Genomic DNA, 22823 nt, shown 5'->3' with positions numbered 1-22823 from the left:
GGCTATCCATGTGGCAGCTCAAAGCGATAGCCTACGCCATATACGGAATGCAGGCATTCATTGTCAGGTAGTTTGCTCTGTATTTTTTTGCGTATGTTCTTGATATGGGTATCAACCGTCCTGTCATTGATGTCGCGCTGGTCTTCATGGGCAAAGTCCAGCAATTGCTGGCGTGAATATACCCGCTCGGGGTGGTTGACGAATTCTGCCAGCAAGCGATATTCCACCGGCGTCAAATTCAGGGGTTGGGCATCCACCAGTATGCGCAATTGCTGTTTGTCTATGGTGAAGCGTGATGGTGCCATTGCTGGCGACTTATCATGAGCAGTCATGCTGCGGCGCAAATGCACCTTGACTCTCGCCACCACTTCACGCGGGCTGAAGGGTTTGCAGACATAGTCATCTGCCCCGGTTTCCAGGCCCAGCAATCTGTCGACTTCTTCTACCCTGGCGGTCAGCATGATGATGGGAACCTGGCTGAACTTGCGCACCTCCCTGCAGATGCTGATACCGTCTAGCTCAGGCAACATCAGGTCCAGCAAGATCAGCTCAGGCGGCGATTGCCGTATTTGTTCCAGGGCCAGTCTGCCATTGATTTCATGACTGACCTGGTAAGAGGCTGCCAGCAAATAATCCTTGAGCAAGGCAGCAATCTTCACATCATCTTCAACGATGAAGATACGGGCAGTAGTATCCATGCCTGATCCTAAGGAGTTTTAATATTGGGTAATTGTATAAGTATTTTTACGCCACCCAATTGTGAGGCTGTTGCGCTGATACGTCCACCATGGGCTTCCACAATGACTTTACAGATGGACAGGCCCAGGCCACTGCCACCACTGGCGCGGCTGCGGGCGTTGTCGGCGCGGTACAGTCGATCAAACAGCAAGGCATGTTTGCCGTCGGCGACACCGGGGGCACTGTCTTCCAGGCTCAGCTCCAGCAGCGCGCCATTACGCTGCAGGCTGCATACAATCCGGCCGCCGCTATCGGTATAGCGTATACAGTTTTCCAGTAAATTACCCAGAACCTGGGTAAGACGCCCACCGTCGGCCTTGATCCAGGCGGGCATATCACCTAGCTGACTTTCCAGGTGCAAACCAGCTTGCTCTATGCGCAAGGCAAAGCGTTGCAAGAGGTCTGCCAGCAAGGGGCGCAAATCCATGGCGACAAATTGATAATGCAAATCACCGCTATCGGCCAGTGTCAACTGGCGTATGTCGTCGACCAGTTTATTCAGGTGGCGCACTTCTGCATGCAGGGATTCCAATGCTGCCGGTGTGATATGGCGCACGCCATCTATCAAAGCTTCTATCTCACCCTGGATGACGGTCAGCGGTGTGCGCAATTCATGCGAGATATCGGCCAGCATCTTGCTTCTTTGTGTTTCATTTCTTTCCAGGTTTTGCGCCATGCTATTGATGTCACGCGCCAAGTCACCGAGTTCATCCTGGCTGATGATTTCTGCCCTGGCATCGAGCTGCCCCTTGGAGATTTTTGCCGTGACCTGGTGCAAGGATTTCAAGGGACGCAATAAATGCCTGGCCAGCCAGAGTGAAAACACCAGGGCAACCAGGATCAGGGCCAGTGCCAGCCACAGGGTATGGCGTACCTGTACGCTGACAAAATCGACAGCACTGGCATTTGAAATTTGCCGTAAGGGGGCCAGGCGGATAGTACCTATCCTTTCATTATCCAGCATGATGGCCTGTATGCTGCCACTTGGCGCATCACCCGGGCCTATCAGTGCCGTGCCATGCTTGTCTATCAGTGACAACCTTTGGCCAAAGCCCATGGGATCTATAGGTGGCCTTTGTTCAGGCGGAGCATCGCGTGGTGGTCGGTCTTGTGCACGAGGAGGTGGCGGAGGTGGGCGTTGATCTTCATGATCCCCCCTATCGCCAGCCCCGGCTTCACGTTGCCGTCTGCGCGGCGGTGGTGCAGGCGCATCTTCATTTTCAGGACGTGGTTGATTGCGTATCTGGTCCAGCAAGTCACGCATGGGACGGCGGTTTGCCTGGAAACGGTCAAAATTGCCGTTTTGACGATAATCTTCTGCCAGCAATTTGCTGAGCCTGACCAGGTCTTGCCTTTCCAGATCGCTCAGATAAGCAATAAAGCCACTTTTCAGGTTCTGACTGGTAACCCAGGCCAGCGTGCCTATGCTGATGATGACGATGGCAGTAATAGCCAGGGCAAGCTTGCGGGCGATGGTCAGGCGCATACTTTTTCAGGGCTCCAGCGAAAAATAATAATAGTAATAATTTGCCATAGTGCCAGCCAATTATGGAGGAATCGTGAAGTAAACACGATGGTCTGCCTGCAATTATTTTTCTGCCATTCCTTTTTAGTTGAATTCAAAAAAATCCTGATTCTTCATTTTTTCTTCACATTCGGCAGACATCCTGTACCCAGTCTCAGATCCCGGGCATGAGTATGCAGGGCTACTTGAGTAGCAAAAAATTTAACTACCAGGGGACTTCAAATGAAAGCACTATTGAAATCACAAACCAGCTACCGCAGGGCACAGTTATCTATCGCCATCCTCATGGCATTCAGCCTGGCGGCTTGCGGTGGTGATGCCGGAACGGCAGCTACCAGCAATACAGGCAATGTACAGGCACCGCCAGTCAGTACATCTGCCAGCATCGTGACATCTGCACCACCACCAGCGGCACCGCTGACTGATATACCTACACTGGTGCCGATCGCCAATGGCGAAGGAGCTGCCTTGACAGTTTCTACGACGGGCACAATAGACAAGAACAATGCCTTTTTCAAAGCCTTTGGCAATGGCCGCAGCTGCGCCAGTTGCCATCAGGAAGGTCAGGGCTGGAGTGTGCGTCCGGATAATTTGCAAGACAGGTTCACCCAGAGCAATGGCAATGACCCCATCTTCCGTTTGAATGATGGTGCAAACTCACCCAATGCCCAGGTCGACACTATCGATCAAAAGCGTCTGGCGTATAACCTCTTGCTGAGTAAAGGGCTCATCAGGGTGGGACTGGCTGTGCCTGCCGATGCCGAGTTTACTCTGGTCAAGGCCGATGATCCTTACGGTTATGCCAGCGCCAAGGAATTGTCTCTGTTCCGCCGTCCGCTGCCAACCACGAATTTGAAATTTCTGAGCACTGTGATGTGGGATGGTCGTGAAACTTTCACCGATGCCAAGTCCAATCTTTGCATACGTAATACCCGCCCGCTGCAATGTTTCTCGACTACTGATTTCGATTTACTGCATCAGTCGAATAGTGCTGTAACTGGTCATGCACAAGCGGCACAAGGCTTGACAGCGGCAGAGCAACGCAGCATCGTGGATTTTGAAAAAACCTTATTTACCGCACAAATCACTAGCCTGGCAGTGGGTAATCTGACCGATGCCGGAGCCAAAGGTGGCCCTGCCGAGTTGGCGAGGAATAATTTTTATTTCGGCATCAATGACCTTGAGGCTGGCGACTACATAACAGGCGCGCCGTTTGACCGCAATGTCATGAACATGTACACCAGTTGGCGCGGCCTTGACCGGCCTGCGCCACCCAATCCACCGGCACAAGGGCGTCCGCCACAGCCATCGCAACCACCTCAAGCACCAACGGCAATCAATCTTGCCCGGGCATCCATCGCCAGGGGAGAGCAGATATTTAATAACAAGCCCTTCAATATTACCCGCGTTGCCGGCTTCAATGATGAATTACGCCTGCCCTTGCAGCGTGCCACTTGCGCCAGTTGCCATAGCGTAGGCAATGTTGGTACGCATTCCGTGCCTCGCCTGTTCAACACTGGCGTGGCAGATGCCAGCTTGCGGACGCCCGATCTGCCTTTATACACGCTGAAAAACAAACTGACTGGAGAAGTGGTGCAAACTACGGACCCTGGCAGTGCCATGGCGACAGGAAAATGGAAAGACATAGGCCGCTTCAAAGTACCTAGCCTGCGTTCCATAGAAGCGCGTTCACCTTACTTCCATAATGGCGGCATGGTGGAGCTGACTGATGTTGTGAAGTTCTATGACAAGCGTTTCAATATAGGTTTTACTCCACAAGAGATTGTTGATTTGACGGAGTTTTTGAAGGTACTGTAATGCTAATTTAGTGGTGGTTTAGCGACATAGTAAAAGAGCAGGCTCAGGGGCCTGCTCTTGTTTTAGTTTGAGTAGAAACAGCGTCCACACACATGCTGGTAACGCTCATTGCCACCTATATCAATTTGCTCGCCAGATTTCATGCGCCTGCCATTTTCATCGACACGAATATTCATCGTTGCCTTTTTTCCGCAGGCGCAAATATTTTTTAATTCCTCTATATCGTCGGCCAGCGCCAGCAAATAGCTGGAGCCGGTAAATGGCTCACCCAGGAAATCACTGCGCAAGCCATAGCAAATTACAGGTACGCCACGTACTTGCGCCAACTGATGCAATTGCCTGACCTGGTCAGCAGAAAGAAACTGTGCTTCATCGACGAGCACGCAACTGACTTGTGGCGCTTCTGCCAGAAAATCAAAATGGGCATCAAAGACTTCTGCCTGTCTTTGCGGACCCAGACGGGAGGTAACTTTACCTGCACCATATCGGTTATCGATGGCAGCGGTGTAGAGCCGGACTTTTTGTCCCTGCTCTTCATAGTTGTGGGCAACTTGTAAAAGTGCCGTGGATTTTCCTGCATTCATTGCTGAATATCTGAAGTAGAGCTTGGCCATGCCTGTTTCCTGTTTTTTTGAAACTGTTATAAGTATTGCTGGTGAGAACAGTTTTTGATGATTCAATTTTATTGAAGAAAAATTTTTTATAGGAGGCTCTTGAAACTCTTGGCGCCAGTACCATTTTCTACTCAGCAGATGCTCAAATGCGAGGTTTGCTAAAGAAGGTAAAAGCAGTAGTTTCAAAAAAGAGTTTCTAAATATTTAATTTATATCGCTTCAATTTATAAGGATATTATCATGCGTACTTTTGACTTCGCTCCTCTGTATCGTTCCGCTATCGGTTTTGACCGTCTCGCACAATTGTTTGATGACGCACAACGTACAGAAAATGCACCCAGCTACCCCCCCTACAATATCGAGTTGATTGCAGAAGATAAATATGCAATCACCATGGCAGTTGCAGGCTTTGACCGCAGCGAAATCGATATAGAAACCGAACGTGATACCCTGAAAATCGTAGGTCGCCGCCAAAAAGCCGAAGGCCCACGTAACTTCCTGCACCGTGGCATTGCTTCGCGTGATTTTGAACACCGTTTCCGCCTCGCCGATCATGTCAAAGTCATCAGCGCACGTCTCGACAATGGCCTGTTGAATATCGACCTGGTACGTGAAATTCCAGAAGCACACAAGCCACGTCGCATTCTGATTGATGGCGATAATCTGCAACTGGTAGAGTCGCAAAATCAGGCTCAAAATCAATTGCAACGCCAGGTTGCTTAAGTAAGAAATTTGCCCCATGCGTACACATGGGGCAATGTCCAAAATGAAGTTAAAAAGCATGGGCTTGCCCATGCTTTTTAAGTTTCGTTTGCCTGCAATGCGACAGGCTTATTTTATTTCCTTATCTCATTTCCTTATTTCATCTGATAGGCCGTGCTTTGTCGCAGCTTGATTCTGGCAATCGCCAAAGTAGCTTCTGCCTGCAGATAAGCCTGGTAAATTTCATCGGCATTGCGTTGGGCATTCAAGAGTTCCAGCATGGAGGCTGCCCCTTTGCGATAGCTGGTGCGCACGCTCTGTAGCAAACGGTCGGAATCATCGAGTACGTGCTCCTTATAGTTTTTGATATTTTGCAAAGCAGCCTGATATTGCAGATAGCTGCCCCTTACCTCGGTTTCTGCCTTCATCAAGGTTGATCGCAATTGTAGCTGTGCCTGTGTCAGTGCTGATTGCGCCTGGCTTAGTTCACCGCTTTGCATGCGTGAAAAAGGAATCGGAATCGTGATCGTCAGGCTCAGCGGATTCGAGCGCTCAGCAGGAGAATTCGTCACTACACCGCTGGCATTTTGTATGGCATTCACCCTGGGGGTATTTTTCATGCCAAGATTGATCACAGGATCTATCCAGCGATTGGCTCTTGCCAGTTCTATATTATCCTTGGCATTCTCACTGGCTGAACGTGCTACTTGTATGTCTTCCCGTTTTTCCATGGCTTGCCGTGTCAGTGTTGCCAGGTCTGCTATCACATCGTCATGCTGATAGCTGCAATCCAATTTGTTGTCTGAAAAAATCTCCTGGTAGCTCTTTCCCAGGAAATTCGATAATTGTGCTTCAGCATTGATGGTATCAGCGCGGGCGCTGGTAACATCCATGGCAAAGCGATCGGCTTCGACTTTTGATTGCACCAATTCCTGTTTGCCTATGTCGCCGGTTTTGAAGCGTGTTTCATTCATCTTCACAATATCGCGCATGGCATTCAGGCTGCTATCCCGACGTGCCAGTGACATGGCGGAGCGGCAAGCTTCTGTAAAAGCATTGGAGGCATCGCTCAGCAGTTGTCGCCGGTAGGCTGAGACACTGGCTTCGGTGAGGCGGACATTGCTCTCGGCTGCCTGTATCCTTGCCCCTCTCTTGTTGGCAGTTTCCAGAGTGATGGCGATACCTGCTATCGAGGTGGTGGCGGTATTGGGTTTGTTTGGGCTATACATTTCCTTGGCATCAATACCTGCAGTCAATTGTGGGTCTGGCCGCACACCAGCGATGGAGATGCCCGCCTTCGCACTGGCGATGAGTTCTTGCTGCGCCTGCAAGTCCAGGCTATTGCTTTCTACTGCAGCCAGGTATTGCTGCATGTTGACCGTTGCTGTCGGCGCAGTAGCCTGTGCATGTGCAGGCAATTGCAAGAACAATGGAAGCAGGCTGCACATCAGCGGCAGTACACGGGCTGTTTTTATCTTAAATTTTTGCATGATGATTCCTTACACTGCATCTGCTGCGCTGGCATCATGGTGTGCGGCAGCTTTACTGTTTTTGTTTTCCATATATTTTTCTATCAGGTAGTAGAGACCTGGCAGCCATACCAAAGTCAGGCCGGTTGCCGTGATCAAACCACCTACTACAACCGTGGCAAGCGGGCGCTGCACGTCACTGCCCAGGCCGTGGGCAATGGCGGCGGGCAGCAAGCCCAGGGCGGCAACACTGGCAGTCATCAAGACCGGACGGAAGCGTTCGCGTGCGCCATGCAATACCACATCCTGCAGCGACAACTTACCTTCGGCACGCAGGCGATTCAGGTTTGATACCATCAAAATTCCATCCATCACGGCTACCCCAAACAGGGCGATAAAGCCGACCGCGCTCGATACATTCAGGGTCATGCCGCGCAAATGCAGGGCACACAAGCCACCGATAGCACCGAGGGGCACGGCCATTAGTATCAGCGCCGGTTGACGCAGGTTTCTGAATTGCCCGAACAGCAAAATAAACATCAGGGCCACCACGACAGGCAAAATCACCGCCAGCCTGGCCTGGGCACGCTGCTGATTTTCAAACTGGCCACCCCAGGTAATCTGGAATTTGGAATGATCGTAGTTAACCTTGGATTCCACCTGTTCCTTGGCATCATCAAGGAAAGAAGCAAGATCACGTCCTTTCAGACCCAAGCCTACAGTCAGGTGGCGCTTGCCCATTTCCCGCGTGATAGTGCTTTCGCCATCATCGAGACGTATGCTGGCTACCTGCGCCAGCGGGATCCTGGCACCGCTGGATGAAGTCAGCATCAGATTGCCCAGGGCATCCGGCGTACTGCGCGATGCCTTGTTGAAGCGTATACCTATGTCATAGTGACGTTCATCAATAAACAACTGGGCTATGGGTTTGCCACCTATGCCCGTTCCTATCAGGTCGGTGATATCGGCGACATTGACGCCATATCGGGCAGATGCGGCACGATCGACTTCTATGCGTATCTGCGGCAGGGGTGGTTCCTGTTCGATAATGACGTTTTCTGCACCGGGTACGGCTTTCAAGGTGTTTTCCACTTCTCTGGCAATACGGCGTGATTCCTTGAAATCATTGCCATACACTTTGGCGACCAGGTCACTATGGGCACCGGCAAGTTTGTCCAGCACACCATCTATCATCGGCTGGGTGAAGCCGACATGGGTGCCTGGCAGCTTCTCAAAGCGCTGTGCCATTTTTTCTATGAGTTCCTGTTTACTCCAGCCAGATTTCCAGGTGTCATACGGGTGCAGAGTGACGCTGACCTCGATGTGAGAAGGCGTCCATGGGTCCGTACCTTCATCGTTGCGTCCCAGTTGCGTGACGATGGCAGACACTTCCTTGAATTCCATCGTGGCTTTTCTTAGTTCATCCGACATGCTGCTAGCTTTTTCCAGCGAAATCCCGGGTGGCAAAGTGACTTGCAACCAGATCGAACCCTCATCCAGGGTGGGCAAGAAATCACGGCCTATGCTGGCACCCAGGCCCACGACAGCAGCAAAGGCAAACACAAAGGCCGCAATCGTCAAACGGGGCGAGCTGACAACTTGCTCCAGTACAGGTTTATAGATGGAGGCAAATTTCTCCAGCACCGGGTTATGGAATACCTTGCGTGGTTTTTTATAGGCTACATAGGCCAGCCCGGGTATCAATACCAGTGAAACCACCAGTGCACCGAGCAGGGCAAAGCCTATCGCAAATGCCATAGGTGAAAATAATTTGTACTCTATGCGCTGAAACATGAACAGCGGCAGGTAGGCTGTGATAATCACGACCATACCGAAAAAGATGGGTTTGCTGACTTGCAGGGCGGCTGTCATGACATCTTTTGCCGTCAGGGGTTTGCCACCATCTTCTTCAAATTTGCGCAGTATCTGCTCCATGACCACAATCGCGCCATCCACCACGATACCGAAATCGATGGAGCCCAGCGACAGCAAATTAGCCGGTATCTTGAAGTGGTGCATGAAGATGAAAGCAGTCAGCAAAGACATGGGTATCGTCACTGCAACAATCAGCGCGGCACGCGGGCTACCGAGGAAGAGCAGTAACACCAGCGTCACCAGGACCATGCCTTCGAGCAGGGTTCTGCCTACCGTGTGCAGAGTCGCCTCTACCAGCATGGTGCGGTCCAGATAAGGCACGACCTTGACATCCTTGGGCAAGACATTTTCATTCAAGTCCTTCACGGCGGCATGCACACCCTCCAGTACCTTGGATGGATTTTGGCCTTTGAGCAGCAAAGTGATGCCCTCTACCGTGTCAGGATTTTCATTTTTGCCGAGTATGCCGCTGCGTTCCTGATTGCCGAGCTTGACTTCACCGAGGTCTTTCAGCAAGACCGGCACACCGTTTTTTTGCGTGATCATGATATTGCCCAGATCATCCAGGCCGCTGATCAGGCCGATGCCGCGCACGACAAAACCTTGCTGTCCGCGTGTCAGTATGCTGCCGCCAGCACTGGCATTATTGGCATTGATGGCTTGCGTGATTTGCGCCAGGCTCAGATTATATTTACTGAGTTTTTCTGGTTCAAATTCCAGCTGGAACTGGGTAGTGATACCACCAAAATTGGTGACATCGGCCACACCCGCCACCTGTTTCAGACGCGGTATCACTTTCCAGAACTGCAGCTCGGATAATTCACGCAAATCACGACTCTTGGATTCCAGCGTGTAGCGATATATTTCACCTATGGGTGATGTCAGCGGATCAAGACCAGGTTGCGCACCATACGGCAGGGTAACGGCGCTGATACGCTCTTGCAAACGTTGGCGTGACCAGTAATCTTCTGTGCCATCCTGGAACACGACGGTGATCAGGGACAGGCCGAAAGTACTCTTGGAGCGCATCACATGCATGCCGGGCGTGCCCATGATTTCGCGTTCCAGCGGTATCGTGATCTGTTTTTCAACTTCTTCGGCTGCCAGGCCACTGACTTGTGTCACCACCTGCGAAGTGGTATCTGCGATATCCGGATAGGCCTCCAGCGGCAATTGATTCCAGCAATAGATGCCATACATGGCGACCAGAATGAAAACCAGCCAGACGATGCCGCGTCTGGCGAAACTGACTTTGACGATATTTTCAATCATTGAGGAGCACTCCCTCTTTGATGACAATACGCTCACCCGCTTTCAGGCCAGACAGGATTTCCAGTTTATCGCCCACTTGCGCGCCGGTCTTGACGATGCGCGGTTCAAACACCGAGGGTGTTTTTTCTACAAATACACGGGTATTGAAGCCATTCTGCACCACGGCCGATGCAGGGATGGTCGGCGCCTGGTGGGCCTGGCCGCTCAGATTGACCTTGGCATACATGCCAGGTTTGAAACGTCCTGCCTTGTTGTCAATGGCAATCCTGACTTTGACGCTACGAGTATCAGCATCGATGACATCGCCGACATAGCGTATCTTGCCTTCGAAGACTTCATTGTCATAGGCATTCAGGGTGATTTTGGCGGCCTGTCCGGCAAATACCAGTGACAGGTCTTTTTCAGAGACACTGGCCGTCATCCAGACTGTTGACAAGTCGGCAACCGTCATCAAGGCTGCGTTGGTGTCATTCCAGAAGCCACCTTGCGCAGCACTTAATTCTATGACACGTCCGGCTATAGGCGAACGCAACTGGTAGTGATGACCGGCAGTGCCATCCTGACTAACGCCCAGTTGTGCCAGCCGGGCTTTGGTGCGACCCACTTCCGAGCTGGCCTGGGAATAATCTGCTTCTGCCTGTTCATAATCCTTGCGTGCCGCAATTTCTGCGTCCACCAGGTCTTTTTGGCGTTGCAAGTTGCGTTTTGATAATAAAAGCGCACTTTGCGCCTTGGCGGCATCGCTGTATGCCGTGGCAATATCGGCAGAATCTATAGAAAACAGCACGTCACCTACGCTGACTTTGTCACCCAGGCGCTTGTTCAACTGCAGTATGCGCCCGGCTACCGGGGGGACTACCTTGATGGACGTTGCTGCATCCAGTTCTATCGTGCCGGGAATGATGATGGCACGTTCTACAGTCTGTTCAGTGACCGCGGCGACTACGATAGATTTGCGTAAGGGCGAAGCTTCAGGCAGGCGTATCCCTGCTGCCTCCCTGACCAGGGGCAACTTGGCTTCATCTGCCGCTTCTTTTTGGGATGCCGGGGCTTCTGCCTTGTTACAGCCAGACAGCAGCATGCTCAGACAGACGGGGGCGAGCAGTACGCCTAGCGTATGCAGACTGGTATTGTTTTTATTCATTTCCACCTCAAGGGAACTCACCTGACAGCAAAGTAAATTAAGGAAGTCAGGTGTTTGCCGCAGCAAATAGTCAATTACAAATTTTAGAGAAGGATAGCAAGGCATTCTGTCGTCAACATGACAGGAGGCTGACAATAAGCTGACAATGAAAAATAGCGCGGAACAGGCATGGAACAGGGGGCAAAAGAGTAAAATACCCAAGTTGTTCATATGCTCATTTGGATATTCTATGCATGTCTTGTTAGTTGAAGATGACACCGTGATTGCGGATGGCATCTCCAAAAATCTTAAAGCGCACGGTATGGTGATTGACGTCGTTCACAATGGTCACGACGCGCTGGCGGCATTGCAACGCTCAGAAATTTCCATGATGGTGCTTGATATTGGCATTCCAGGTATTGATGGTTTTGAGGTTGTCAGGCGTTTGCGTAGTCAGAATTCCAATTTGCCGGTATTGCTGCTGACGGCAAGAGATTCCATTCAGGACCGTGTGCACGGGCTGGAACTGGGTGCAGATGATTATCTGGTCAAACCCTTCGCCACGCCAGAGCTGGTGGCGCGTATCAAGGCGCTGGTCAGGCGCAGTGCACCAGAAGCCACGGCCATGCAACTGGCGGGATTGACGCTGGACCAGACGGCCAAGCGCGCCCGCGTGAATGGCCAGACAATTGAATTATCGGTACGCGAATGGGCCGTGCTGGAATACCTGATGCTGCAGGTCGCCCGCGTGGTGTCCAAGCAGCAAATCATTGATGCCATCCTGCCTTGGGGAGAAGACATTACATTGAATGCGGTAGAGGTGTATGTCTCACGGATACGCAGCAAAATCCTGGATGCTGGTGTCACCATCAGGACCATCAGGGGTTTTGGCTATATGCTGGAGAAAGCCAGTTGATGAATGCCAGCATACGCCTGCGCCTGCTGAAATGGCTGATCGTGCCCTTGTTGATCACCAATGTCCTTGGTGCCATCCTGATTTATCGTCTCGCCTGGGAACCAGCCAATGCTGCCTTTGATGAAGGCCTGACAGATACCGCCTGGGCACTGGTGCCAAGGTTGAAACTGGTGAGTGCTGATGTCGCAATCGACTTGCCACCACAGGCAGAACAGGTATTGCGGGTCGGCCATTTTGACCCTATCTATTTCATCGTCAGGAATGCGGCAGGCACAACCATCGCCGGTGATGCCGATTTCCCCCGCTTGCGCACCTCCGAACAATTGAGTGAGCCCCTGGCCTACGACAGTATGATGCGCGGCGGCGAGATACGTGTCATTTCACTCAAGGCCATGGTCGATGGCAAGCCAGTTTTCATCGGTGTAGGGGAGACCTTGAGGCGCAGGAATAATATTCGCGCGGATATTTTCACCGCCCTGCTGTTGATGGAAGGCTTGCTGGCAGTCATGTCCATCCTCATTGTCTGGTTTGCAGTTTCAAAAGGTTTGTTGCCTTTGAAGAAAATGCGTGCTGACCTGGATTCGCGCAGCTATGATGATTTGTCCCTGATTGACGTAGAACATAACGCCCTGGAATTGCAGCCCCTGGTAATGGCACTCAATGATTTGCTGACTAAAGTACAGGTGGGCGCTGCTGCACAGCGTGATTTTGTCGCAAATGTGGCGCATCAACTGAGAACACCACTGGCTGGCCTGAAGATGCAGATAGAGTGGCTGCAGCAACGCTATGTGGCGGATGAAGAAACCAGTCGTTCCATAGAATTGATGCTGTCATCCAGCGAGCGCCTGATACGCCAGACCAATCAATTTCTGTCGCTGGCCAGGGCTGAACCCAGCCAGTTTGTTGAAGCTTATCTTGAGAAGGTGGCGCTGGATAAACTGGTGGAAGAGGCGATACAACACTTCATAGAAGAGGCCGACAAAAAGAGTATTGATCTGGGCTTTGATTTATCACCCGGTGATATCATGGGAAACCGCTTTTTGTTGCGCGACCTGATAGATAACCTGATCGACAATGCGATTCGTTATACCCCGGCACTGGGAACCATCACGGTCAGTTGCCTGAGCCAGCAAGACAAGGTGCTGCTGAAAGTCGAAGATTCCGGCCCCGGCATTGCGCCTTCAGATCAGGAGTTGATATTCAACCGTTTTTATCGCATCAGTGATCAGTCAAATGGCAGCGGCCTGGGGCTGGCCATAGTCAGGGACATTGCAACAGACCATAAGGCCGAGATCAAGGTGCTGACTGGCAGCCAGGGACAGGGGACAATTTTTGAGGTGATATTTCCCCGGTATAAAAACTGAAGCGCATGCAGCTTGTTTTATACCGGGTGTTGCAATTAAGTCCGTATGATTTAAGAGCGTATGATGTTTGATGCATTGACTTCACGGATATCTTTAGTCCCTGTCAAGGCCATGCTGACATCCAGTTCACTCTGCAGGATTTCCAGCATTTTGGTGACACCTGCTTCACCCATGGCGCCCAGGCTATACAAAAAGGCACGGCCTATCATGCTGCCCTTGGCACCCAGGGCAGTGGCCTTGAGTATGTCTTGTCCTGTGCGTATGCCGCCGTCAAACCAGACTTCGGTCTGGTGACCCACCGCATCGACGATTGCTGGCAATGCCTGTATCGATGACATCGCGCCGTCAAGCTGACGACCACCGTGGTTACTGACGACAATGGCGTCAGCACCGGCTGCTACTGCCAGTCTGGCATCTTCGACATCAAGTATGCCTTTCAGTATCAGCTTGCCGCCCCATTCTTTCTTGATCCAGGCCACGTCATCCCAGCTCAGGGTAGGGTCGAACTGGCTGGCGGTCCATTGACTCAGTGTGACTATGCCATCGCCACCCTTGACATGACCGACGAGGTTGCCAAAAGTCTTGCGGCCAGTCAAAGCGCGGAGGGCCCAGGCTGGTTTGGTAGCGAGATCGATAACGTTTGCCAGCGTCAGCCTGGGTGGCACGGACATGCCGTTTTTCAAGTCTTTATGGCGTTGCCCCAAGATCTGCAAATCCAGCGTCAGCACCAGGGCCGAGCATTTGGCATTCTTTGCTCTTTGTATGAGTTCCTTGACAAAGCCACGGTCACGCATGACATACAGCTGGAACCAGAAAGGCTTGCTGGTGACACTGGCGACATCTTCTATCGAGCAGATGCTCATGGTCGACAAGGTGAAGGGGATGCCGAATTTTTCTGCCGCAATTGCTCCCAGCATTTCTCCATTGGCCCATTGCATGCCTGTCAGCCCGGTCGGTGCTATTGCCACCGGCATGGCAACTTCCTGGCCTATCATGGTGGTGCGGGTAGTGCGCTGTTCTACATTGATGGCAACCCGTTGCCTCAATTTGATGGCTGCAAGGTCACTGGTATTGGCCTTGTAGGTTGATTCTGTGTAAGAGCCGCTGTCCGCATAATCATAAAATGCCTTGGGTACACGTTTTTTTGCCAGCAGGCGCAGGTCTTCTACACAGGTAATGACGGGCATGAGGGGTTACTCCAGCTAATTAAATAATATGAGCCTAGTGTAGGGGATAAGCGTCATTGCATGGCAGAAAAGCTTTCAGAGTTTGCATGAAGGATTTTCAGCATTGCGGGAAATTACTCGAGGAAGCGTGCAGAAATCAATCCGCGCAACCACTGATTGCCAGCATCCTGATTATAGCGTCTGTGCCAGAACATATTGGTCTGCAGGGCAGGCAGGCGCAAGGGTGGTTTGACATAGCGCAAACCAAAGGGGACAGCGGCACGCTCAGCCAGTTTTTGCGGCACGGTCACCAGCAAATCATTGCAACTAACTATATATGGCACGGCAACAAAATGCGGCACGCGCAAATGGGCGGCTGCGCTGATGCCTGCTTTTTCCAGGCTTTGGTTGACTTTGGCATAAGGATTCTCATTTGATGCAACAATTAGGTGGCGTGTAGTCAGGAAATCCTTCATCTCCAGCTTGTCTGCTGCCAGTGGGTGGCTTTGCCGGAACAGGCAGACATAGTTTTGCTTGAACAGGCGGCGCTGGTACCAGGCATCTGACAAGTGATCAAAAGCGCCTATGGCCAGATCGACCCTGCCAGACTCCATCTCTGTTTTCAAATCAATATCACTGGCCCGCACTGTAGACAATTGCACTTGTGGTGCCTGGGTATGCAGAAATTCTGCCAGTATGGGCATGAAATACACTTCTCCCACATCTGTCATGGCGATCGTGAAATGGCGCTTGCTGCTAGTGGGGTCAAAGTTTTCCTGGCGGTTCAAGGCCTGGGTGATATGAGTCAGTGCCAGTGCCACAGGTTCGGCCAGTTGCTCTGCCAGCGCCGTGGGTTGCATGCCTGTTGCCGTACGTACAAATAATTCATCATCAAAACTGCGCCGCAGCCGCGCCAGGGCATTGCTGACTGCTGGTTGCGACAGGCCCAGCTTGCGGGCGACGGAGGATATCTGACGGTCTTGGTAAACTTCCTGGAAGACCACCAGCAGGTTCAGGTCTATGTCTTTGGGTTCCAGCATATTATTCCAGCCTTATTGTCCACTATTATTGATTTCATGAATGTAGTACATTTTTGTATTTATATCGTAAAACACGGCGCTTTGCATTAAAGTTCAGGTCTGTTCAAACACAAATGGCAGGATCAGCGATGAGCAAGCACGATGCAAGAGAAGTTCAACTTCAATATCAGACCGGTTTCGCGAATGAATTTGCTAGCGAGGCCCTGGCAGATGCCCTGCCTAAAAGCCAGAATTCTCCCCAAAAATGCGCCTACGGCCTGTATGCCGAGCAAATCTCCGGTACGGCCTTTACCGCGCCACGCCATGCTAATCGCCGCTCGTGGTTTTACCGTATACGGCCAGCCGCGATGCACCAGCCGTTTAAGCAAGTCAGCAATGGCCGCATGAGCAATGATTTTGCTGCAACACCAACAACGCCGAATCAATTGCGCTGGGACCCCATGCCCATGCCTGTTGAAGCGACAGACTTCGTAGATGGCTGGCTGACAATGGCAGGCAATGGTTCTGCAGATGCCCAGACAGGTTGCGCCATCCATATCTACACAGCCAACCGTGACATGACGACACGGTTTTACTACAATGCCGATGCTGAATTGCTCATCATCCCCCAGCAAGGTCGCCTGCACATCCGCACAGAAATGGGTTTGCTCGATATTGAACCGCAAGAAATCGCCGTAATACCGCGCGGTGTACGTTTCCAGGTACATCTGCCAGATGGTGAGGCCCGTGGTTATGTCTGTGAAAACTTCGGGTCCATGCTGAAGTTGCCTGACCTTGGTGTCATCGGCTCCAATGGCCTGGCCAATCCACGTGATTTCCAGACCCCGGTTGCCTGGTATGAAGATAAAGAAGGTGATTTTGAATTGTTGGCCAAGTTCAGCGGTAATCTGTGGTCGGCAAAAATAGGTCATTCACCGCTTGATGTCGTCGCCTGGCATGGCAACTTCGCGCCTTACAAATATGATTTGCGTCACTTCAATACCATAGGTTCCATCAGTTACGATCATCCTGATCCATCGATATTTTTGGTCTTGCAGGCCGCCAGCGATACGCCGGGGGTGGATACCATAGACTTCGTGATTTTCCCGCCACGCTGGCTGGCCGCAGAAAACACCTTCCGCCCACCCTGGTTCCATCGCAATATCGCCAGCGAATTCATGGGCCTTATCCATGGTCAGTATGATGCCAAGTCGACAGGCTTCCGCCCTGGCGGTGCCAGCCTGCATAATTGCATGAGCGGCCATGGGCCAGATGCGCCGACTTTTGACAAGGCATCCGCAGCAGATACCAGCAAGCCACATAAAGTCGATGATACGATGGCATTTATGATAGAAACGCGTAATATCATCAAACCTACCCGTGCTGCCATGGAAGCACCGCAATTGCAGGCTGACTATTATCAGTGCTGGCAAGGTATTAAGAAAAATTTCAATCCGGAGCAAAAATAAATGACGGTACAACTTAACGAAACCCATGATGTAGGCTTGCGCAGCTGGGTAGCATCCGCCAACCAGGCCGACACGGATTTCCCTCTGCAAAACCTGCCATATGGCGTATTTCGTCGCCAGGGCAGTAGCCAGGCATTTCGCATCGGCATTGCGATTGGTGACCAGATACTTGATCTGGCAGCCGCGCACGCTGCCCATGCTTTTGCCGGTTATACAGAATTGCAGGGTGGGCATTTCACCAATGCTGTCAATGCCAGTAACCTCAATGCCCTGATGGGTCTGGGAGCACCGGTCTGGTCAGCCTTGCGTCTGGCCCTGTCGCGCGTCTTGCGTGAAGGTGCAAGCCTGCAAGGCGCGCTGCAAGCCTGCCTGTTGGCGCAAAGTGCAGCAGAATTTGCCCTGCCTGCGCATATCGGGGATTACACAGACTTTTATACCTCCGTCCATCATGCTACAGCAGTCGGTAAGTTGTTCCGCCCGGATAATCCTTTGCTGCCGAATTATAAATGGGTGCCTATCGGCTACCATGGCCGTGCATCTTCCATAGGCGTATCTGGCCAGCAATTCCGCCGCCCGGTAGGCCAGACCAAACCACCGACATCCGAAACGCCTGTCTTTGGCCCAGCCAAACGCATGGATTATGAAATGGAAATCGGCATCTTCGTCGGTCCCGGCAATGCGCTTGGTGATGTCATCAATATGGACAAGGCAGAATCGCATATCTTCGGCCTGTGTCTGTTGAATGACTGGTCAGCGCGTGATGTACAGGCCTGGGAATACCAGCCGCTAGGCCCATTCCTGGCAAAGAATTTTGCCTCCACCATTTCCCCCTGGGTAGTGTCACTGGAAGCCCTGGCACCCTACCGTCATGCCTGGACCCGCGATGCAGAAGACCCGCAGCCCATGGCTTATCTGGATGCTCTCGATTTGCGTGACAGTGGTGCCTTTGATGTGCAACTTGAGGTCTTGTTACAGACAGAAAAAATGCGTGCAGCAGGTGCGCCTGCCGAGCGTTTGTCCCTGTCGAATTTCCGCCATTCGTACTGGACGATAGCGCAATTGATTACCCATCATACTGTCAATGGTTGCAATCTTAATCCTGGTGATTTACTGGGGTCGGGTACACAATCCGGTCCATTGGCTGAAGAAGCAGGTTCTTTATTGGAACTCACTGAAGGTGGCAAGAAGGCCTTGACCTTTAGCAACGGCGAGCAACGTATTTTCATGGAAGATGGCGATGCCATCATCATGCGCGGCTGGGCACAGAAAGAGGGTTGTGCGCGGATAGGCTTTGGTGAGGTGGTGGGGACTTTGTTGCCAGCCAGGACTTGATACTGGATTCCGCCGACAGGAATTGAAGCTGTATATTATGAAAACGGGACCAGGTGTCCCGTTTTTTTTTAAATTATTTAAGCATGCAGTCCAATTACCATGTCAAAGCACAAAGTCAGTCGCAACGATGCTGCCATTGCCTACCAGTTTCACGATGAAATCACCGGCATCGACTGCACTCAAGTTACTGCCTATGTTTTCAAAAGCGTAGTTGCCAGCGGCCGTGCCTGATTTAATCGTAATGTAAAAAGCCTGGCTGGCCGTATTCAAGGGGCTACCTGCGCTAGCGGCGGCCTCATTAATGACGCTGGCTAATTGTGTAGTATCGGCCGCAGCGATCGTGAGATTGTTCAGGCTGGTGGCCTTGACACCGGTCGAGAACAAATCTGCGGCGGCGGCCTTGAAATTGAAGATGGTATCTGGCGTGCCATCACCCAACAAGGAACCTTTGGCAATGATTCTGTCTACACCTGTCCCAGTGGCAGACAGTTTGATGGTATCCGCCGATGTGCTGCCGATGATGCCGACATGGCTGCTACCTGTGCCTAGCAGATTCAGGGTTTGTCCGCCACTACCTAGCTGGAGAATTCTGAGGCTGATATCTTTGGTGATATTGAGTGTGATCCCGGCACCATCCGCATTTACAAAAAAGTCGGCACTGCCGCCGTTGACCACGATGGTTTCAGTATTGCTGACCCTGCTGAGATTTCTGCTGTTGGTCAATACGCCCAGATCCAGTGTATCCGCACCAGCGCCGCCATCGATAGTGGTGCCCATAGCATATTGTGCATCCGTAATGTGAAAGACATCGTCCCCTGGCCCACCTACCAGACTGACATCGCCTTTGACAAAATGGGTGCCCTGAGCGAGATCCAGGCCCAGGACATTAATCAGGTCACGTCCGTAGCCCCCTGGGACAATAGCTAAATCAGTCACGATGGAATGTGCATATCCGGTCAATAAGCTGGCTGTTGCAGGGCTGCTTACCAGGCTAAGAAAATCCCTGCCTATACTTGGACCGCGTACTCCCGTGACATCGTATTGGTAAGCAACAAGCAGGTCAATTCCCTTCAACTCAGCGGTAAATGATGCTGCCGCACTGCCCTTGCTGGCCAGAGTGATGGCATCAGCACCGATAGCGCCATTGGCAATAGCCAGTGCAGCCTGACCTATGCTGAAGACACCTTTATTGATCTGCCCGCTCCAATACTCCAGGCCAGAAACATCTGCATCATGCAGGAACAGATTTTTATAAATAAGCTTGAGTGTGGCGTCTATAGTTTGACCATCAAAATTACTTTTGTATTCAGCTTGCTGTGCAAAACTATCTGCGATCTGTGTCAGTGAAAAATTTTGCTTCATCCAATATTCTAAGCCATCAGGATCTGCTGGCCTGCCGAAGTAGGCGATGTATATTTTTTGTATGTCTGAGGCTAAGTTGGCCATGAAATTTTCCATTGAAAAAACTGCGATGAGGAAGCCAGTAATGAAATCATTGTCATATTACTGCCAAATTCTGGCCGCATATTACCATTGAAAATCATGCTATGTTGTGATGGCAGTCACAACACCTAATGAGCACAAATAGGTAAATAAATAGGGTGAATCCGCAAGCCAAGAACGGCATGAAAATAAATTATTTTTGGAGAGAATGAACATGCCAGCTAAAGCTGGCTATGTATTTTTCAGGCAGTATAAAAATGCTGAATTAGTATTCAAAGCTGACCCGCGAATGACGAAATTCATCAACGCAATTCCAAGGCAGTAGATATTGCTGAAAAACAGAAGGAGAGCCCCATTGGGCTGTAGCATTAAGAGCAGAGCACATGGCGCGTGTGCCCCCTCCATTTCTGCTTCAACTGCTACAGCCTGTATCAACATGCCCTGGTAACTCTCCGTCATCAGGGCATGCCATTTTCAGAGGAGGGATATGCTAGATCTGTACCCAGTTACCCTTGAAGATAATCGGCCCTGATGGTTTCTCGGGATTACCCGATCCACCTTTCGGTTCCAGCGTCACCGCCAGCAAAGGTATGCTGTCTGCTGTCATATCCTTGGGCATGGGCAGGTTGATGATGCCTTTGTCGGCCACCAGGCCCAGGGATTTGACTTTGCCATCCTTGCCCACTGCCCATAATTCCAGGCTCTTGTCTGCGGCGATGTTTTGCGCTGTCAGCATGCGTATCTGTAATTGTCCGCGTTTGCTGTCGCCGGTAATCACAGCAATAGCCTGTGCCTTGTCATCTGACAAAGTGGCGACATAATTGCTTTGCGGCGTCACTTGCTGTTGATCTGCTTGTTTACTCAGCAAGACAGACACCAGCACCACAGCGGCGGTGGTGGAGAACATGCCAAGGCCACGCCAGAAGGCCAGGTCTTCGCGTAATTTCCCCCAGTTGCGCCAGTAAGCCCATGGGTCTTTGGTGGTTTTCAGGTTCAGGCGTTTTTCCAGTGCTGGCCAGACGGTAGCCGGTGCAGGCATGGCAGGTGTAAATTCAGCCATGGGGATCAGGTGTGCTTCCCATTTGCTGACTACCTGGCGTAATGCAGCATCCTGTTTCAGCCAGGCTTCAAAACGTCGGCGTGCTCCACCGCGCAGAGTACCCAGCACATACTCAGAGGCCAGTTTGTCTTGCAATGCCGAATTATTTTTGACTTGGTGTAAGTTCATTATGCCTCCAGACGTGTGAGGCAGGTGCGCAGCTTGTCTAGTCCGCGTCTGATCCAGGTTTTAACAGTTCCTATGGGCAATTTCATTTGCTCCGCAACTTCGCTATGTGAAAGATCATGAAAAAATGCCATTGCCATTGCCTGCCTGTGTAAACCTTCCAGACGTGACATGCAGGATGCCAGTGCCTTTGCATCCTGAGTCAGTTCCAGCGATTGTGCTGGTGTAGGTTCACTGCTTTCCATGGCTTGCATGATTCCCATATCAAAATTGTCAGCATCGATTTCCACATCGTGATCAACACGACGCAAGAGATCAAAAGCGCGATTGCGTACTATAGTTGTCATCCAGGTCATCGGTGCGGCCAGACCTGTCTGATAACTGGCGGCGTTATTCCAGATGTTGACAAAACTCTCTTGTAAAACCTCTTCTGCCAACTCACGCTTAACTAATATACGCAGCGCGAAGCCGAACAGTTTCGCTGAAGTAGCGTCATACAGTAATTTAAATGCCTGCGCGTCTTTGCGGGCGACGGCGGCTAGCCAGTTTTGTAGCTGGCTGGTGTCCAGGGCGGCAGTGGGCAATTGCTTATCCAATCTTGGTTGGCCTAATAAAGCAGACATGGGTAGAGAAGCGCTGATTTTAGTCGATTTCCAATTTGTACACAGTGCGCGTGTCAGGACCTGTTGCTTTCTGCATGCATAAACAGGGAAGGGTGCTGCTCGGCATATTCACGTAGCAGGTTCCAGACTACGCGCACCCTTTGCAGGCGGTACAGGTCACTGGGCGCAGCCAGCCAGTAAGAACGTTCGGTAAAAAAGCTGTCTTGCAAAACCGGCACCAGGGTACCGCTGGAAGGTATGGCATAAGGCGGTGCCATGATCAGGCCCATGCCTGCCGCTGCCGCTTCACACTGCGCCATCATGCCTGTACAGCATAAGCGCCTTTTTGGCGTAAAGCCCAGCTTGTCGAGGAAATTGAGTTCATTGCTGGCCAGACGGTCTTGTACATAATCGACAAATTCATGCTCAGCCAGGTCGGCTTCACTGCGTATCGGCGGGTGGCGGGCCAGATAATCCGGTGATGCATATAAATTCAAGCGGAAAGTCGCCAGACGGGTAAACACATAGCGGCCGGTATTTGGCGGGTCCAGCATGACACCGAGGTCTGCCTCACGGGTTGCCAGGTTGGCAAAGCGTGGTTGTACCAATAAATCCACGCTGAGTTCAGGGTGCTCTTTCAGCAAATGTACCAGTAAAGGGGCAATCACCAGAGTACCAAACATCTCCGGCACACCCAGGCGCACCACGCCATGGGCAGAAATGCTGGCAGCGCCCAGTTGGTCCGTGGCGGTCAGGGCGGCGCTTTCCATGGCTTCAGCATGAGGTAACAGTGCATGACCCATCTCGGTCAGCTCATAGCCTTCGCGGCTGCGGTCAAACAGAGTGGAGCCTAGCTGGCTTTCCAGCCTGTCTATGCGGCGGGCCACTGTTGTATGTTCAACGCCCAGGCGACGTGACGCACCGGATAGCGTGCCAGCACGGGCAAGCTCCAGGAAATAACGCAGGTCAGTCCATTCAGGCATGCTATTCATGGGCCAATTGTGCGGTAAAGCACATATGTCAGCAAGATTTAATCCATTTCTTATTTGCAATAATGAAATAATTGGGGGTTTTGCACAACAAGCGGGCAGTTTTAATCGCACTGTCTTCACTCTGATGTGCAATTTTGCACAAAGGGTGCGCGTGCATAC

The 22823-nt window shown here is 51.5% G+C and carries 18 protein-coding genes; 6 read left to right on the top strand and 12 right to left on the bottom strand.

What is annotated here, in order from left to right; genetic code table 11:
- Window positions 1-2: 2 nt before the first annotated feature.
- Window positions 3-698: a response regulator gene (locus ACO0LC_RS17615; protein WP_423005398.1), complete on the bottom strand. Its 696-nt coding sequence runs from the start codon at window positions 696-698 to the stop codon at window positions 3-5.
- Window positions 699-706: 8 nt separating this feature from the next.
- Window positions 707-2224 (bottom strand): ATP-binding protein, encoded by a 1518-nt coding sequence (locus ACO0LC_RS17610; RefSeq protein WP_423005396.1) that lies wholly within the window; start codon window positions 2222-2224, stop codon window positions 707-709.
- Window positions 2225-2485: 261 nt separating this feature from the next.
- Between ACO0LC_RS17610 and ACO0LC_RS17605 the strand changes: the two genes are divergently transcribed.
- A complete protein-coding gene (locus ACO0LC_RS17605) occupies window positions 2486-4081 on the top strand; it encodes a cytochrome C (RefSeq protein ID WP_423005394.1) in 1596 nt (531 codons plus the stop codon).
- Window positions 4082-4143: 62 nt separating this feature from the next.
- On the opposite strand, the gene ACO0LC_RS17600 is transcribed toward ACO0LC_RS17605, so the two are convergent.
- Complete coding sequence (locus ACO0LC_RS17600; RefSeq protein WP_423005392.1) at window positions 4144-4695, bottom strand: thymidine kinase; 552 nt, start codon at window positions 4693-4695, stop codon at window positions 4144-4146.
- Between the two features lie 240 nt (window positions 4696-4935).
- On the opposite strand from ACO0LC_RS17600, the gene ACO0LC_RS17595 reads away from it, so the two are divergent.
- Window positions 4936-5418, top strand: coding sequence for an Hsp20 family protein (locus tag ACO0LC_RS17595; RefSeq protein WP_423005390.1), 483 nt, complete (start codon window positions 4936-4938; stop codon window positions 5416-5418).
- A 134-nt stretch (window positions 5419-5552) separates the two neighbouring features.
- Here the strand turns inward: ACO0LC_RS17595 and ACO0LC_RS17590 are convergent, their stop codons facing one another.
- Genes ACO0LC_RS17590 through ACO0LC_RS17580 form a run of 3 tightly spaced genes read right to left on the bottom strand, consistent with a single transcriptional unit; the run spans window position 5553 to window position 11157 of the window.
- Entirely contained in the window at window positions 5553-6887 is a 1335-nt protein-coding gene (locus tag ACO0LC_RS17590; protein ID WP_423005388.1) for a TolC family protein, read from the bottom strand.
- A 9-nt stretch (window positions 6888-6896) separates the two neighbouring features.
- Complete coding sequence (locus ACO0LC_RS17585; RefSeq protein ID WP_423005386.1) at window positions 6897-10013, bottom strand: efflux RND transporter permease subunit; 3117 nt, start codon at window positions 10011-10013, stop codon at window positions 6897-6899.
- Window positions 10006-11157, bottom strand: a complete 1152-nt coding sequence (locus ACO0LC_RS17580; protein WP_423005384.1) for an efflux RND transporter periplasmic adaptor subunit — start codon at window positions 11155-11157, stop codon at window positions 10006-10008. Before ACO0LC_RS17580 ends, ACO0LC_RS17585 begins: the two co-directional genes overlap by 8 nt.
- Before the next feature lie 229 nt (window positions 11158-11386).
- Between ACO0LC_RS17580 and ACO0LC_RS17575 the strand changes: the two genes are divergently transcribed.
- Together ACO0LC_RS17575 and ACO0LC_RS17570 are read left to right on the top strand one after the other, a co-directional pair.
- Window positions 11387-12052 carry a response regulator transcription factor gene (locus ACO0LC_RS17575; RefSeq protein WP_423005382.1) on the top strand — a complete coding sequence of 222 codons (666 nt, stop codon included), beginning with the start codon at window positions 11387-11389 and terminating at the stop codon, window positions 12050-12052.
- Window positions 12052-13416, top strand: coding sequence for a sensor histidine kinase (locus ACO0LC_RS17570; protein ID WP_423005380.1), 1365 nt, complete (start codon window positions 12052-12054; stop codon window positions 13414-13416). The genes ACO0LC_RS17575 and ACO0LC_RS17570 overlap by 1 nt, the downstream gene beginning before the upstream one ends.
- A gap of 50 nt (window positions 13417-13466) precedes the next feature.
- Here the strand turns inward: ACO0LC_RS17570 and ACO0LC_RS17565 are convergent, their stop codons facing one another.
- Both ACO0LC_RS17565 and ACO0LC_RS17560 read right to left on the bottom strand, forming a co-directional pair.
- Window positions 13467-14603, bottom strand: coding sequence for an alpha-hydroxy acid oxidase (locus tag ACO0LC_RS17565; protein WP_423005378.1), 1137 nt, complete (start codon window positions 14601-14603; stop codon window positions 13467-13469).
- Window positions 14604-14716: 113 nt separating this feature from the next.
- On the bottom strand, window positions 14717-15622 hold the full coding sequence (locus ACO0LC_RS17560; protein ID WP_423005376.1) for a LysR family transcriptional regulator: 906 nt from the start codon (window positions 15620-15622) through the stop codon (window positions 14717-14719).
- A 128-nt stretch (window positions 15623-15750) separates the two neighbouring features.
- Here ACO0LC_RS17560 and hmgA point away from each other — a divergent pair, with 128 nt between their 5' ends.
- Window positions 15751-17070 carry a homogentisate 1,2-dioxygenase gene (gene hmgA / locus ACO0LC_RS17555; protein WP_423005374.1) on the top strand — a complete coding sequence of 440 codons (1320 nt, stop codon included), beginning with the start codon at window positions 15751-15753 and terminating at the stop codon, window positions 17068-17070.
- Window positions 17071-18402, top strand: a complete 1332-nt coding sequence (gene fahA / locus ACO0LC_RS17550) for a fumarylacetoacetase (RefSeq protein WP_423005372.1) — start codon at window positions 17071-17073, stop codon at window positions 18400-18402.
- Window positions 18403-18504: 102 nt separating this feature from the next.
- Here fahA and ACO0LC_RS17545 read toward each other — a convergent pair whose 3' ends face one another.
- The 4 genes from ACO0LC_RS17545 to ACO0LC_RS17530 all read right to left on the bottom strand — a co-directional run bounded on the left by ACO0LC_RS17545 (window position 18505) and on the right by ACO0LC_RS17530 (window position 22655).
- Complete coding sequence (locus tag ACO0LC_RS17545) at window positions 18505-19848, bottom strand: DUF4214 domain-containing protein (protein ID WP_423005370.1); 1344 nt, start codon at window positions 19846-19848, stop codon at window positions 18505-18507.
- Window positions 19849-20335: 487 nt separating this feature from the next.
- Window positions 20336-21073 carry an anti-sigma factor gene (locus tag ACO0LC_RS17540; protein ID WP_423005368.1) on the bottom strand — a complete coding sequence of 246 codons (738 nt, stop codon included), beginning with the start codon at window positions 21071-21073 and terminating at the stop codon, window positions 20336-20338.
- Entirely contained in the window at window positions 21073-21693 is a 621-nt protein-coding gene (locus ACO0LC_RS17535) for a sigma-70 family RNA polymerase sigma factor (protein WP_423005366.1), read from the bottom strand. Before ACO0LC_RS17535 ends, ACO0LC_RS17540 begins: the two co-directional genes overlap by 1 nt.
- Before the next feature lie 53 nt (window positions 21694-21746).
- Window positions 21747-22655, bottom strand: a complete 909-nt coding sequence (locus ACO0LC_RS17530) for a LysR family transcriptional regulator (protein ID WP_423005364.1) — start codon at window positions 22653-22655, stop codon at window positions 21747-21749.
- Window positions 22656-22823: the final 168 nt, after the last annotated feature.

It is taken from the genome of Undibacterium sp. JH2W (assembly GCF_049340425.1).
In the GTDB taxonomy this organism is placed as follows: domain Bacteria; phylum Pseudomonadota; class Gammaproteobacteria; order Burkholderiales; family Burkholderiaceae_D; genus Undibacterium.
This window is presented reverse-complemented; position numbering and strand designations above follow the sequence as displayed.